This window comes from Ensifer sp. ENS11 (assembly GCF_014851895.1).
GTDB classification, from domain to species: Bacteria; Pseudomonadota; Alphaproteobacteria; order Rhizobiales; family Rhizobiaceae; genus Ensifer; species Ensifer canadensis.
The window spans coordinates 470,851-485,404 of the sequence record NZ_JACVAN010000001.1; the positions used below are offsets into that span (position 1 = coordinate 470,851).

Annotated in this window: 13 protein-coding genes; 9 read left to right on the forward strand and 4 right to left on the reverse strand. The window is 63.5% G+C overall.

The genetic code is table 11. From position 1 onward, the window contains the following. Positions 1–117 precede the first annotated feature (117 nt). From IB264_RS02335 to IB264_RS02355, 5 genes are all read left to right on the forward strand, one after another. Positions 118–3,906 (forward strand): SEL1-like repeat protein, encoded by a 3,789-nt coding sequence (locus IB264_RS02335; RefSeq protein ID WP_192433185.1) that lies wholly within the window; start codon positions 118–120, stop codon positions 3,904–3,906. Positions 3,907–4,153: 247 nt separating this feature from the next. Beyond that, positions 4,154–5,080, forward strand: a complete 927-nt coding sequence (locus IB264_RS02340) for a sulfite exporter TauE/SafE family protein (RefSeq protein WP_025425825.1) — start codon at positions 4,154–4,156, stop codon at positions 5,078–5,080. Further along, complete coding sequence (locus tag IB264_RS02345; RefSeq protein WP_025425826.1) at positions 5,080–5,883, forward strand: TIGR02186 family protein; 804 nt, start codon at positions 5,080–5,082, stop codon at positions 5,881–5,883. The genes IB264_RS02340 and IB264_RS02345 overlap by 1 nt, the downstream gene beginning before the upstream one ends. Positions 5,884–6,067: 184 nt before the next feature. Continuing rightward, on the forward strand, positions 6,068–6,304 hold the full coding sequence (locus IB264_RS02350) for an Lrp/AsnC ligand binding domain-containing protein (RefSeq protein WP_025425827.1): 237 nt from the start codon (positions 6,068–6,070) through the stop codon (positions 6,302–6,304). Positions 6,305–6,507: 203 nt separating this feature from the next. Beyond that, entirely contained in the window at positions 6,508–7,086 is a 579-nt protein-coding gene (locus tag IB264_RS02355) for a dihydrofolate reductase family protein (RefSeq protein WP_025425828.1), read from the forward strand. 36 nt (positions 7,087–7,122) lie between these two features. Here IB264_RS02355 and pdeM read toward each other — a convergent pair whose 3' ends face one another. Together pdeM and IB264_RS02365 are read right to left on the reverse strand one after the other, a co-directional pair. Continuing rightward, positions 7,123–7,848 (reverse strand): ligase-associated DNA damage response endonuclease PdeM, encoded by a 726-nt coding sequence (gene pdeM, locus IB264_RS02360; protein ID WP_025425829.1) that lies wholly within the window; start codon positions 7,846–7,848, stop codon positions 7,123–7,125. 47 nt (positions 7,849–7,895) lie between these two features. Continuing rightward, positions 7,896–10,439, reverse strand: coding sequence for a ligase-associated DNA damage response DEXH box helicase (locus tag IB264_RS02365; RefSeq protein ID WP_025425830.1), 2,544 nt, complete (start codon positions 10,437–10,439; stop codon positions 7,896–7,898). Positions 10,440–10,547: 108 nt separating this feature from the next. Here IB264_RS02365 and IB264_RS02370 point away from each other — a divergent pair, with 108 nt between their 5' ends. Both IB264_RS02370 and IB264_RS02375 read left to right on the forward strand, forming a co-directional pair. Continuing rightward, positions 10,548–11,051 carry an Rrf2 family transcriptional regulator gene (locus IB264_RS02370; protein ID WP_025425831.1) on the forward strand — a complete coding sequence of 168 codons (504 nt, stop codon included), beginning with the start codon at positions 10,548–10,550 and terminating at the stop codon, positions 11,049–11,051. 32 nt (positions 11,052–11,083) lie between these two features. After that, complete coding sequence (locus IB264_RS02375; RefSeq protein WP_025425832.1) at positions 11,084–11,548, forward strand: carboxymuconolactone decarboxylase family protein; 465 nt, start codon at positions 11,084–11,086, stop codon at positions 11,546–11,548. A 64-nt stretch (positions 11,549–11,612) separates the two neighbouring features. Here the strand turns inward: IB264_RS02375 and IB264_RS02380 are convergent, their stop codons facing one another. Together IB264_RS02380 and IB264_RS02385 are read right to left on the reverse strand one after the other, a co-directional pair. After that, entirely contained in the window at positions 11,613–12,248 is a 636-nt protein-coding gene (locus IB264_RS02380; RefSeq protein ID WP_025425833.1) for a YitT family protein, read from the reverse strand. 107 nt (positions 12,249–12,355) lie between these two features. Beyond that, a complete protein-coding gene (locus tag IB264_RS02385; RefSeq protein WP_025425834.1) occupies positions 12,356–13,294 on the reverse strand; it encodes a class I SAM-dependent methyltransferase in 939 nt (312 codons plus the stop codon). 424 nt (positions 13,295–13,718) lie between these two features. On the opposite strand from IB264_RS02385, the gene IB264_RS02390 reads away from it, so the two are divergent. Next, the gene (locus IB264_RS02390) at positions 13,719–13,985 is read left to right on the forward strand and encodes a DUF6460 domain-containing protein (protein ID WP_025425835.1); all 267 of its coding nucleotides are present in this window, start codon (positions 13,719–13,721) and stop codon (positions 13,983–13,985) included. Between the two features lie 2 nt (positions 13,986–13,987). Continuing rightward, entirely contained in the window at positions 13,988–14,491 is a 504-nt protein-coding gene (locus tag IB264_RS02395) for a CAP domain-containing protein (RefSeq protein ID WP_025425836.1), read from the forward strand. Positions 14,492–14,554: the final 63 nt, after the last annotated feature.

Here is a 14,554-nt window from a genome sequence, read left to right on the forward strand (position 1 = left end):
GTCCGGTCCTCGCATTGTTGTAGCTTTGCCCACGTCGCAAGTGCCGCAGGGGTGAAGGAAGCCGTTTCCTTCCGTGGCGACTTTCGAGATGGCCGACGGACAGGGGCGAAGAGCACAATGAATGGATCGCGATCAAATCCTCAGCGCGCTGGTAGCCAGAGCTATGGCGAGCGGCCCTCTCTGGACGCCCTGAACCGCACGATTGAAGGGCTTGAAGCCCGGATCGAAGGCCTGATGAACGGAGCGGGACGCGAGCCGCCGGCCCGTCCAGTCGAGCGCGAGCGTGTCGCCCCCCGCGATATCCCATCCCCGCGTGATGCCGTCTCCGAAATCATGCAGCGCCAGCGGGCGCTTAGCACGTCGCGCGAGCGGCCACCCTTGAGAGACCGTTTGCCGCAACGCGAGCCGGATCGCCTGGCCCAGCGCGAGCCCGAGCGTTACGTCGACGATATACGGCCCCAGCCGGTACGTGCGCCCGTCGCCCGGCCGGCGGCGGCCGTCAACGATATCGCCGAGGCACTCGTCGGATTGCGCCAGGACCTCAAGCGCGACATCACCGAAGGCGTCACCCGCGAGATGAACTCCCTGCGCGCCGAAATTCGCGGCATCAAGGTGCAGGCCCAGGACCACAGCTTCGCCGAGGACGTGCGCGGCGACATGCAGCGCCTTGCCGACAGCATCCAGCAGCTCGGCCGCCAGGCGTCGCCTGCCCAGGCGGATGCGCTGCGCAGCGACTTTGACGATCTGCGGGCGATGATCGACGGCTTGGCGCGCGAAGACAGCGTTCGCCGCATGGAAAGCCGCTGGAACGGCGTCGAGGATCGGTTGATCGCCTTTGACCAGAACCGCGACGACGAGCTGGTGGCGCTGGCCTACCGTCTCGACGAGATCAAGTCGCAGATCGGGGCGCTGGGCAACAGCTCTGCGGTCGACGTGCTTGAAGACAAGATGATTGCGGTCGCCCAGGCGATCGAGATGCTCGGCCGCCAGATACAGCCGGACGACCGGCGCCTCGTGTCGCAGTTCGCTGACCTCGACGCGCGGCTTGACGAAATCAGCCGGGCGATTGCCGCCAACAGCCGCAGTGCCAGCGGCCTCGAGGGCGGGTTCGCCAATCGCCTGGAGACCAGGCTCGGCGACCTCTCGCGGCAGATCGACGGATTGTCCCGCCCTGTTGATTCCGGTCTCGGTGCCCGCCTCGAAGCCTTGGCCGCACGGGTTGAGGATCTCGCCGGCGAGAAGGCTGCGGCCGGACTGGAAGAACGCCTCGACCAGCTTTCCATGCTGATGGAGCGCAGCCACCGAAATGTCCAACCGGACCTGACGAACTACCTCAACGACATCTCCCGCAAGATCGAAGCGCTCGATCAAGGCAGCGTCAACGATGCTCTGGCCGAGCGGCTCGACTATCTCGCCCGCCGCATCGACGACCTCGACACGCTCAGCGCACACCCCGTCGCCGATCCGCGTTTCGACCGTCTTGAAGATCGCCTCGCTGGCATAGCGCAGCGGCTGGAAGAAACCTATGCGGCGCCGTTCGACGACCGCGCCGCGCTGCACAACCTCGAAGCGCAGATCGCCAACCTGTCGACCCTGGTCAGCCAGCCCCGCAGTGAGGCGGGTGCCGCCATGCCGGTGGAATTCGAGAGCCGCATGAATGCGCTCGAAGACTATTTCGCCACCAGCGACGAGTACATCGTCGAGGCCGCGCGGCAGGCGGCCGAGGCGGTGATGGAGGCATATTCCAGGAAGGGCATGCCTCAGTCGGCCGGTGGCGGCGATCTCGCGGCGATCTCGGCGCTGGCGGAAGACCTGCGCACGCTCGAAGATCTGAGCCGCTCCAGCGACGAGCGCACGGCGCGCACCTTTGAAGCCCTGCATGAAACCCTCGTTCACATCGCCGACAAGCTCGAGCGTATCGAGGGCCGCGAGCCCGCCATGGCCGCGGCGCATTACGAGGCGCCGGTGGCGCGCGAAATTGCTGCGATGCCCAAGGCAGCTCAACCGGAATTCAACGACCCGTTCAGCGGCGCCGATCTCGATGACCGCTATCAGGATCTGCAGCGCAACGTCCGCGCGCTCCAGGCGGAAGACGACGGCGTCATTGCCGCCGCCACCGCATCTGCGCATGCGACTGCGTTCGCCGGTGACGAAGGTCAGGTTTCGACCATCGAGCCCGATGGCGCGCGCGAACAGCCGGCTACCGCCCGCACGGGCCTGCTTGCTGGCCTGACCCGGCGCTTTTCCGGGAAGCGTGCCGAGCCCGCACAGGAGCTGGCACGACAACTGGTCGAGCCCGCCCCCTCCATCGACCCATCCGAAATGCTGGCACCCGAAGAGGCCAATCAGCTGCTCGAGCCGGGCTCTGGTGTTCCCGACGTCAAGAAGATTCTCGAGCGTGTTCGCGCCGGCCAGATGAACCGCGGCGGCAAACAGGCGGCAGACGGCGACAAGGCGGACTTTATCGCCGCCGCCCGCCGGGCAGCGCAGTTGGCGGTCGAGGAAGCCGATACGCTCAACAGGACCAAGGACGGTGGCGTTGCCAGCGGCGTTGGTGGTGCCTTTGCCCGCCATCGCCGCCCGATCTTGATGGCTGTCGGCGCCGTGCTGCTTGCGATCATGTCCTATCCGCTCGTCGGCGCCATGCTGAAGGGCAGCGATGCGCCCGTTGCCGAACCGGTGGCGATCATCGAACAGCAGTTGGCGCCCGTCGCTGAACAGCCGGCGATCGCCAACGCAACCAAGGTCGCGGGCGACCAGGCACCGGCGGCAGCCGCCGTAGCGACCGAAACACCGGTCGAAGCGCTGCAGCCCATTCCCGAAGCGCCGCTCGATTCCGTCGAGCAGCCGTCAAGCGCCGTTGAGACGCCAGCCGCCGCGACGCCACCGGCCGACACATCCGCATCGACGAAGGCGGTAAACGAAACGCAGGCGCCGTTGCTCCAGCCCGTGCCGGAAGCCAAGGGGCCGGTCGCCGCTTCGACGTTCCAGGCCGCCCCAGTCGATGCCGCGCAGGCCGGAACCTTTGCGCCGGTCGCAAAGGCTGCCGAAGTCGTCCTGCCCGATGGTTTCGGCCCGGTTGCGCTGGTGACGGCCGCCAAGGGTGGCGATCCCCTGGCTTTCTACGAGATCGGTGCGCGCTACACAGAAGGCCGCGGCGTCAATGAAGATCTGGCGGAAGCCGCCAAATGGTATCAGCGCGCCGCCGACGCCGGCGTCGTGCCGGCCGAATACCGGCTCGCCAGCATGTATGAGAAAGGCTCGGGTCTGACGCGCGACGCTGCCAAGGCCAAGGTTCTCTACCTGAAGGCCGCCGAGCAGGGCAATGCCAGCGCCATGCACAATCTCGCGGTCATGCTGGCCAGCGGCCGCGATGGCTCGCCGGATTTCGCCGAGGCGACGAAATGGTTTGCCAAGGCAGCCGAGCTCGGCATCCGCGACAGCCAGTTCAATCTGGCTGTCCTCTATGCCCGCGGCAACGGCGTGCCGCAGGATCTTGAAGCATCCTACAAGTGGTTTTCCGCCGCCGCCCGCGAGGGCGACATGGATGCTGCGGCCAAGCGCGACGACGTGGCCAAGGCGATGAAGCCCGAGCAACTTTCGAGCGCCAAGGCCAAGGCCGACGCATGGAAGCCGCAGGCGGTCGACGCCAAGGCGAACACGGTCGACGTGCCGGATGCCTGGGTAGGACCGGCCAACAAGACCGCCTCGATCGACATGAGCAAGGCCATTCGCAACATCCAGGCGATCCTCAACAATAACGGCTTCGACGCCGGCAAGCCGGACGGCCAGATGGGCAAGAAGACGGTTGCCGCGATCAAGGCCTTCCAGACATCCGTCGGCCAGGAGCCGACCGGTGAAATCACCGACCAGCTGGTGAAGGAATTGCTCAAGCGCAATTCCTGATCCGGCAGGGTCTGCCGCCGCAATAAAGCCGCAGAACCGGGTGACACGGTTCGCGGAGCCGAAGCTGTACGCCATGTGGCTGAAAAGGTTGACAGCTCCGGCCCAGGAGCGCATGACGGAAGCCTATGCCACCTCGCCCTCGGGAGGGGTGTCGGCTTTCAGAGATAATCCCCCCTCCGTGGTGAATTACTTGCCACTGTGACGTTTTTTGCCCGCACCGCGGGCCGTTGGCATATTGAGGTCCGGCGTGACGATTTATCTGCCCATCGCAGAGTTGTCGGTGAACATACTCATCATCCTCGGCATGGGTGCGGCCGTCGGCTTTCTATCGGGCATGTTCGGCGTCGGTGGCGGGTTCCTGATCACGCCTCTCCTGATCTTCTACAACATTCCCCCCGTGGTTGCCGTTGCGACCGGCGCCAACCAGGTCGTGGCCTCCTCGATCTCGGGTGCCATCACCCACTTCCGGCGCGGCACGATCGACATCAAGCTCGGCACGGTGCTTCTGTGCGGCGGCCTTGCCGGGGCAACGGTCGGCGTCTGGCTGTTCTCGCTCTTGCGCCGCGTCGGTCAGCTCGATCTGGTCATCTCGCTGCTCTATGTCGTGCTTTTGGGCTCGGTCGGCAGCCTGATGCTGTGGGAGAGCGTGCGCGCCATGCGCAAGGCGGCCAAGAACCAGGCGACGCCGCTGCGCCGTCCCGGGCAGCACAACTGGGTTCACCGGCTGCCGCTGAAGATGCGATTCAAGAAATCGAAGATCTATCTGAGCGTCATTCCCGTCGCTGCCCTCGGCTTCTGCATCGGTGTCCTGACGTCGGTCATGGGTGTCGGCGGTGGCTTCATCATGGTCCCGGCGATGATCTACCTCCTGCGCATCCCGACCAATGTGGTTGTCGGCACCTCGCTGTTCCAGATCATCTTCGTCTCCGCCTACACGGTCATCGTCCAGGCCTCGACCAACTATACCGTCGACATCGTGCTCGCCTTCGTGCTGATGATTGCCGGCGTCGTCGGTGCGCAATACGGCGTCCGGGTCGGCCAGAAGCTGCGCGGCGAGCAGCTGCGCGCGCTGTTGGCGCTGCTGGTGCTTGCCGTCGGCATTCGTCTGGCAATCGAACTCGTCATTCCGCCGAAGGACATCTATTCGGTCGTGTCAGCGGGGTTCGGCTTCTGATGCGCCGCCTCATCAATATCGCCCTCGCAGCCCTGACGCTCTCCTTCGCCGCTCCGGCCAGTGCCCAGCTGCAGGACGAGAACGCCAACGACTTCACCGAGAAGCTGGAGATCGGCATCTCGACCGACGAGATCGCCATCACCTCGGATTTCCGCGGCGCGGATCTGACGATCTTCGGCGCGGTCGACGGTTTCAATCCCAATCTCCTGGCGCAGGGCAAATACAACATCATCGTTTCGCTCGAGGGGCCGAAGGATAATGCGACGGTGCGCAAGAAGGAACGCGTCTTCGGAATCTGGGTAAACACCAGCTCCATGACCTTCGAGCTGGTGCCGGAATCCTATTCGCTGTCGAGCACGCGTGACATCGAGACGATCGCCCCACCGGGTGAAATGGGCAACATGGGCATCGGGGTCGACCACATGCGGCTTGTGCCCCTCGGCTTCGTCGGCGACGGCAGCAATCTCGGCGAGTTCCGCAATGCCTTCCGCCGCATCCGCGAGACGAGCGGCGTCTATGAGCGCGATCCCGGTGGTGTGCAGTTCATCAGCTCCAGCCTGTTCAAGGCGTCGGTGCGCCTGCCTGCCAACGTGCCGAACGGGGTGCATGTTGTGCGCGCCTATCTCTTCCGCGACGGCACCTTCGTCGCCGCCAAGGCGCTGCCGCTGCGCGTGGTCAAGACGGGTTTGGAGCAGGTGATCACCGAGACGGCGCATGGGCAGCCGCTGTTCTACGGCGTTTTTGCCGTGCTGCTCGCTGTCATCACCGGCTGGGGCGCGAGCCTGCTCTTCCGCAAGGAATAGTCCTCGGCGGCAATCGGCCGACGTTCCCTTTTGGGCGCCGGACGGGTAAAGAAGGCCTACTGAATAGTTCCTTAAATCGGAATCGATTTAAGGAGAAAACGATGCAGCAGTTTAAAGCGTTGCAGCGGCCTTAGCGCGTCATTCTTGTCGCGCGGCGCTGCAAGGCAGAAACAGAGGAAACTCCATGAAAGCGATTTTCGTCCAGTTGCAGTGCGCTCCCGGCAAGACCTACGAGGTTGCCGACGAGATCTACCGCAAGGAGATCGTTTCGGAAATGTATTCGACGAGCGGCGACTACGACCTCCTGCTCAAGATCTACATCGAAGAAGGCCAGGACATCGGCAAGTTCATCAACGACAACATTGCCACGGTTGCGGGCATCTCCCGCTCGCTGACGACGCTGACCTTCAACGCGTTCTGAGCTAGCGGGCGGCCCCGCTTTACCCGGCAGGCCTCACGCTCGACGGTGAGGCACGCCTCTCGCGCTGTACGAAAACAATCCGCGATCATTGCACAGCCCGTCGGCGGAGCACCCACGGCTGTTCGATTTTTCCGAAGGTCAAAACTGCTTGCAATTTGATATCAGTTTGATATCGTCAAACTGCTTCAATTATGCAACCAGTTTTGAAAGAGCGGAAAAATGGAAAACTCATCGTCTGGAATCTGGTGACGCTCGACGGTTACTTCGAAGGCGCGAAGAAATGGGATCTCGATTTCCACAACAGTGCCTGGGGTCCTGAACTAGACGAACTCAGCCGTGAGTTTGGACAAAAGACCGAGGCGCTGGTCTTCGGTCGCGTGACCTACGAAGGCATGGCCGCCTATTGGTCGACGACCGAGGAGGAGGGCGAGGTCAAGACCTATATGAACGCTCTGCCAAAGATCGTCGCATCGCGAACGATGGATAGGGCAGAATGGAACAACAGCCGTGTCGTCAGCGATATCGCCGGCGAACTGCGGCGGATGAAGCAGGAAGCCGCGAAAGACCTCTATATTTTCGGCAGTGCCGAACTGGTCGATTCATTGCTGCCGGAAAATCTGATCGACGAGATCATGCTGTGCGTCGTTCCGCTCCGGCTTGGCAAAGGCACGCCGTTCTTCAAGAGTGCCGAAAACGCGATGTCGATGGCGCTTCTGGAAGCGCGACCGCTTTCTACCGGCAGCGTGATCCTGCGTTACGCGCCGCAACCTGTTGCGGCCTGAAACACCGAACGTCGCCGGCGTGAAGTCCGGTGCGCCTCAGGCGATCAGGTTTGTGAAGCGGACCGAGTAGATCCGATCGCGACCAAGCATGTGGGCGACCAGCTTGGCGCGATCGAAGAGGCCGGTCATTGCCCGGTGGCGCAGATCGAGGCCGCCGGTGGTGACGCCGAAGGCCGGCATCAGCAGCCGTTTCCCATCGGTAGCAAAGCAGGCGCGGCGCACCGATTTCTCGCGCCGGACGACCGTCGCTGCCGGGTGCAGGTGGCCGGCAACTTCCCCCGATGCCTCGCCCCTCGATGGTTCATGACGAAAGGTGAGGCCGGCGTGTCGGAATTCGTCCAGCGATATGCCGGGCAGACCCGAGGCGCCATCGGGGTCGTGATTGCCATTGATCCAGACCCATTCCCGTCCCATCGCCATCGCGGCGATCATGTGGCGGAAGGTATCGGGCATCGCCGCGGATCCGACCCGGTCATGGAAATTGTCGCCGAGGCTGATGACCAATCTGGGGTCATGGCGGGTTATCGCCGCTTCGAGCACGCGCAAGGTGGCAAGGGTGTCGTAGGGCGGCAGCATCATGCCGCGCCGGGCAAAGGCCGATCCCTTCTCGAGATGCAGATCGGAAACGACAAGCGTTCTCGTCTCCGGCAGATAGAGGCTGCCGAGCGGATCGCAGACCGCTTCGACGCCGTGGACGATGGCGCGCGCGGAAGCCGCCGTGCCGTCTGTCGGAGCCGATAGTGCGTGAGCGAGCCTGTGCATGCGTCTCTTCACCGTCCTTGTCGTGTTCGCATGAACACGGGGCTATTCTATAGCGGCTCGCCGCCCATCGCTTCGTTGATCAGGTCGTCTGCGGCTTCGGAAAGCAGGAAATCCTGCGCCTCGCCCTGGATCGCCTCCTTGCCGATCTCCAGCATGACGGGAACGGCAAGCGGCGAGATCCGGTCGAGCCGGCGATGGGTGATGTGGCCCTTGATTCGCTTCAGCATATCCCCAAGACGGCCGATGTCCAAAAGCCCGGTTGCCGCATCGTTGCGCGTGGCCTCCAGCAGCAGGTGGTCCGGCTCGTGCGCGCGCAATACGTCGTAAATGAGGTCGGCCGATACGGTCACCTGGCGGCCGGTCTTTTCCTTGCCAGGGTGTCGCTGGTCGATCAGCCCGGCAATGACCGCGCAGTTGCGAAAGGTCCGCTTCAGCAGAAAGGATTCGTTCAGCCAGGCCTCAAGGTCGTCGCCAAGCATGTCCTCGTCGAAGAGATCGGCGAGCGCCTTGCGGCGCAGTTGGAATGTCGCGCCGAGATCGTCCAGCGCCCAGACCGCCAGCGAGTAGTCGGTGGCGACGAAACCGAGCGGTTTCAGGCCGGCACGGTCGAGCCGGCGGGTGAGCAGCATGCCAAGCGTCTGGTGTGCAAGCCGCCCCTCGAAGGCGTAGATCACCATGTAGTGCCGGCTGCCGCGTGGAAAGGTCTCGATCAAAAGTTCGTCCTCGCGCGGCAGCATCGATACGTCCTTCTGCAGCGACAGCCAGTCACGGACCTGTTCGGGCAGTGCCGCCCGCCGGGCCGGGTCGGCCAGCATCTTGCGCACCTGTTCGGCGAGGTAGGTCGACAGCGGAAACTTGCCGCCGGCATAGCTTGGTACCTTCGGGTCGAAGGAAAGCGCCTGGCTGACGAGGCATTCGCTTTCGCGGATGCCTTCGAAACGCAGCACCTTGCCGGAAAACAGGAAGGTGTCGCCCTGCGACAGCATTTCGAGGAAATATTCCTCGACCTTGCCGAGCGACATGCCGCCGCGGCCGAGCGAACCGCGCTGGTTGCGCTTGACCATGCGCACGTTCAGCATCGGCGATTCGACGATGGTGCCGACATTGAGGCGGTATTGCTGCGCGACCAGCGGATTGGAAACACGAAAGAGCCCCTCCTTGGTCTTGCGGATGCGGGCATAGCGCTCGTAGGTCTTCAGCGCATAACCGCCGGTCGCGACGAAATCGACGACGCGCTCGAAGGTTTCCCAGGTGAGCGACGCATAGGGCGACGCGCTGGTGATTTCCTCGTAGAGCGACAGGGGACCGAACGGTGCGGCACAAGCCATGCCGAGCACATGCTGGGCAAGCACGTCGAGCGCGCCCTTGCCGACCGGCGGCGTATCCTGCGCACCGATGTAATTGGCGTCGAGCGCCGCCTGGCACTCCATCACCTCGAAGCGGTTGGCCGGCACCAGGATCGCCTTCGAAGGCTCGTCCATGCGGTGGTTGGCGCGGCCGATGCGCTGAGCGAGCCGGCTTGCCCCCTTGGGCGCGCCGACATGCACGACGAGGTCGACATCGCCCCAGTCGATACCGAGGTCGAGCGTCGAGGTGGCGACGACGGCGCGCAGCCGGTTCTCCGACATAGCCGCCTCGACCTTGCGCCGCTGTGCGACATCGAGCGAGCCATGGTGAAGTGCGATCGGCAGGTTGTCGTCATTGATGGTCCAGAGTTCCTGGAACAGCAGCTCCGCCTGGCTGCGGGTGTTGACGAAGAGCAGGGTGGTGCCGTGCTCCTTGATCGCGGCGTAGACGTCGGCGATGGCGTAGCGTGCCGAATGTCCAGCCCAGGGGACGTGTTCGTCGGTGCGCAGGATGGAGATATCAGGCTTGGCCCCACCCTTAACGGTCACGAGGCCGGCATGGTCGCTTCGATCGGGTGACTGCGGCGCCAGCCAGCGCTGCAGGTCCATCGGGTCGGCGACCGTCGCCGACAGCCCGATCGTCTGCAGCCTGGGCGCCAGTCTGCGCAGCCGGGCAAGGCCGAGCGACAGCAGGTGCCCGCGCTTCGAGGTGACCAGCGAATGCAATTCGTCGAAGACGACGTAGCGCAAATCCCGGAAAAAGCGCTCTGCCTCGCCGTTGGCAAGCAGCAGCGCCAATTGCTCCGGCGTCGTCAGCAGGATGTCGGGCGGGTTGAGCTTCTGGCGCTGGCGCTTTCCCTGCGGCGTGTCGCCGGTGCGGTTTTCAACGCGAAGCGGCAGGCCCATTTCGTCGACCGGCTTCATCAGATTGCGCTCGATGTCGACGGCAAGGGCTTTCAACGGCGAGAGGTAGAGCGTGTGAATGCCGGTAAAGGCGGAGCCCGGAGGGATTTTTCCGCGCCGGGTGAGATCGACGAGAGAGGGGAGAAAGCCGGCGAGCGTCTTGCCGGCCCCGGTCGGCGCGATCAGCAGCGTGCATTCGCCGGCCTCCGCCCGCGCCAGAAGTTCCAGCTGGTGGGCGCGCGGCTGCCAGCCCTTCTCGCCGAACCAGCGAAGGAAGGGGGCGGGCAAGGCCAACGCGTCGCCTTGCGGGCGCGGGGAATCGATCCTGTTCACGGAGAACAAAGGTAGATCAAATCCGGCAAAAGAGAAGCCCGCGGCCTCGGCGATCCCAGGGCGATTGACTCTTCGGTAAATCGTGGATAAAGAATATCCACGATATGGAGGCGGCGAATGAAACTCGGGGACGGTGTCGAGCAGGCGATCCACAGCATGACGATGCTGAGCTGTCTTCAGCCCGGCAGCACGCTGTCGGCGGCAGCGCTCGCCGAATTTCACGGGGTTTCAACCAGCTATCTCCTGAAGCATCTCCAGGCCATGTCCGGGGCAGGGCTGCTCGAAGCGGTTCCCGGCCCGAAGGGTGGCTACCGGCTCGCCCGCCTGCCGGAAAAGATCAGCCTGCTCGATATCGTGCTTGCGGTCGAAGGGCCGGAGCCGGCGTTTCGTTGCAACGAAATCCGGTTGCGCGGCCCCCATCCCTATGCCTGCAAGCCGAAGGCGGCGTGCACGATCAACGTCGCGATGCTGAAAGCCGAGCAGGCCTACCGCGCCGAGCTTCGGCGCGTGACCATTGGTGACATCATCGCCGATCTCAACGCCATAGATGACGGCAGCATCTCGGCGCGGACCAACACATTCCTGGCGGTCAACGAACGCAAGTCGACCGCCGGCGCCTGAAACAACGATCCCAACCACCTGAAGGAGAAGACATGCATCCGCGTTTGAACTTCGTCAAAGCCGCTCCCGACGCTTACAAGGCTGCGGCAGCCTTCGACAGCTACATCATCAAGGAATCCGAACTGGAGCCGCGCCTGATCCACCTGATCAAGTTGCGTGCCTCGCAGATCAACGGCTGCGCCTATTGCATCGATATGCATGTGAAGGAGGCGCGTCATACCGGCATGAGCGAGCAATGGATCCACCTGATCTGCGCCTGGCGCGAATCGCCGATCTATGATGCCCGCGAACGCGCGGTGCTCGCCTGGACCGAAGCGCTCACCAACCTTGCCCAGACCGGTGCGCCCGACGCGGACTTCGAGCCGCTGAGAGAGCATTTTGACGAAGCCGAGATCACCAAGATCACCATGGCCATCGGCGTCATCAATGTCTGGAATCGCGTCGCCGTCGGCCTGCGTTCGCAGCATCCGGTCGATGCGCCGGCAAAGGCCGCCTGATACCTTCGAGGCGGGCCGAAAGCACAGCCCCGAAGTCTATTCGGGGCTATCGGCAAGTGATGTTCTACAGGGCGATGTAACGATCGGCGCGGTGGTTGATGGCCACGAACAGGTTCAGGACCACAGCGCCGAGCACCGACCAGGCAACCACTGCGGGGGACGTCACGCCGAAGGCGGCGACCAGCACGACCATGTCGATGGCAAGCTGCACCAGCCCGGCGCGAACGCCGAAACGCTCCTGCAGGTAGATGCCGAGAATGCCGACGCCACCGAGGCTCGCGCGGTGGCGATAGAGCGCCAGCAGGCCATAGCCGAGAAGCAGGCCGCCGATCAGCGCCGCCCAGGCCGGGTGGATATCGCCGATGTGGAACAGGCGCGACTGGATGTCAGTCAGGAACGAGGTCACGCCGATGGCGATGAAGGTCTTGACCGTGAAGGCCGGCCCAAGCCTCTTCAGCGAGAGATAGAAGAACGGCAGGTTGAGCAGGAAGAACGCGAGGCCGAAGTTCACGCCGGTCGCGTAATGCAGCAGGAAGGCGACGCCGGCGGTGCTGCCGGTGAGCAACCCGGCGCTTGCCAGGAAATACAGGCCGAGCGCGGCGATCAGGCTGCCGGAGAAGATGCCCTGCAGGTCCTCGATCGGCGTGTGCCGGGTCGGGCTGGTGTTCCAAAGACCGAAAACGCTGCTGCTCAGAGCCATGGCAAAAACCTCGATTGCGATGCGCCAAGCAATGCTGCAACGCACAAAAACAATCAAGAAAAATATGTCAGCAATGCTGACGTAATTTTGCGAACCAGCCCTGCGTTTTATGCAGGCTTGCGGGCCAAAAACAGGATGCCCGAGATCGGCTGGCCAGCATCCATGCGGATGATCGTGCGCTCGACAGCCACCATTTCCAAGCCGTGGGATTGGAGAAGCTCGCGGATATAAGCCTCGCTATGGGCGTAGCGCAGCGACGGGCGCAGGACGAAACCATCGTCCGTGCCGGCATCCTCCACCGAGAAGGCAAACAGGCCTCCATCGGAAAGCAGCTTGCCGACGATCTCGGCGACGCCATCGAGGCTGCCGAGATACATCAGCACGTCCGCGGCACTGACGAGATCGGCGCGGGCTGCCGCGAAATTCCCGAAGACATCAGATTGTTCCGGAGGCAGCGATAGGTCGGCCCGCGCCAGCCGGTCATAGACGGCTTTCGTCTCTGCCTTCGACAGCATGTTGGCGGAAATGTCGAAGCCTTCGAGAAATGCCGCCCGCTCGCGGATGCGCTCGCCGAAGAGCCCGGTGCCGCAACCGAGGTCGACGACATGCTCGAAATGCCCGCCGGCCGTTGACGTCTCGATCAGCGCAGCGAGCTTTTCCGGCACGCTGTAATCGAGCTTCTCGACGAGCGCCTGGTCGAACCGGTCGGCGTAGTCATCGAAAAGCCGCTCGACATAAAGGCTCGGCGGTTGTTCCGGCATCTCGGTCGCGCCGAGCAGCGCCAGCTTCAGCCCCGCGCCAAAAATGTCTTTCGGATTGAGGCGCAAGGTTTTGCGCAGCGCGTCGATCGCCGCCTCTTTCCGGCCCGATTTTTCCTCATAGTCCGCCAGCCGGAACCAGCCGGCAGCCCATTCCGGGACACGCTCGAGCGCCTGGGCCATGAGATCGGCCGCGCTCTCGGGCTCGCCGGCCTCGGCAAGCATTTTTGCGTAGTCGGCGCGGCGATCGGCGATCAGGTCGCCGGAGGAGAGCTGGTTGAGCGTCATCAATGTGAGATGTTGGTTGCGATCAGCGCTTCTGACGCCGGACCGGGCAAAACACAAGCGGAATCTGAAAACCGGGCATAATACCAACCTGCGCTGATATTGACCTATTGCGTGGGACCGTCTGCGGTCATCCGGCGAGGAGCATACCGCAAGAGCGATGCCTTGGCATCGGTCGAGGATTGCGACGCTGCCGCTGGCCGACAGACGGCCCACCCGAAGGGCCGGGCGCTTTTGGCCTCCGGATAGCGTCGATAATCCTCACCGGACCACTTGGTCCGGTTCCGGTTTTCTCCTTGCCGGAAACCAAAATCGCTCCGGCGCAATAGGTCAATATCAGCGCAGGTTGGTATAAGCCCGCCTTTTCCGGTGACTTGCGAGGGTGCGAATGGCAGCTTATGTGAAGGGAAACAGGAGTATTTCGCCGATGTCGGACGGAGTGAACAAATTCTTGGGGGATTCGCCGCTGCGCGTCCTCGTCAAGCTCGTCGTGGTGTCGATCCTGGTCGGGTTCGTCATGACCGTTTTCGGCTGGTATCCCGCCGACATCTATTTCGGCATCCGCAACTTCCTGCTCGACCTCTGGCACACGGGCTTCTCCGCCCTTGGCCGGATCGGCGACTATCTGCTGCTGGGCGCTGCGATCGTCATTCCCGCCTTCGTCATCCTGCGTGTCATGAGCTACCGGCGTTGAGCATGAAGGATCAGCTTTTCCTCATCGAGCGCCGCGGCTTTCTGCGCGCCGGTGCCGTGCTTTCGCTTGGCGCTCTCGCCGGCTGCACCACATCCAACGTGCTGTCGCCGGCAACTGGCACCGGCAGCGACCAGACCGCGGCGAGCCTCGGCTATGTCAACGTCCTGCGCAAGAACAAGGGCCTGTCGCCGCTGGTGGCGGACAAGGCGGCTTCCGCTGCGGCCATGAGCCAGGCGGCGAGAATGGCCAAGGTCGGCAAGATGCAGCACCTGATCGGCTGGAACGACAGTTTCTACGACAGGATGAAGAGCCAGGGCGTGGTCCTTCCGGCTGCCGAGAACATCGCTGTCGGCCAGGACGACGCCGAACGCGCCTATGACGCCTGGTACAAATCGCCGAAGCATCTGGAAAACATGCTTGGCAACTATCGTGGTCTCGGCGTGGCCGTGGCGCAAAACGCCGCTTCGGGCAACCGGCCCTATTGGGCCATGGTGCTGGCGGGCTGATCGCTCGTTTCTCTGTCACCGCGTTCGAGGCCGCCCCTCATCCCCCGGACCTTCTCCCCGCGG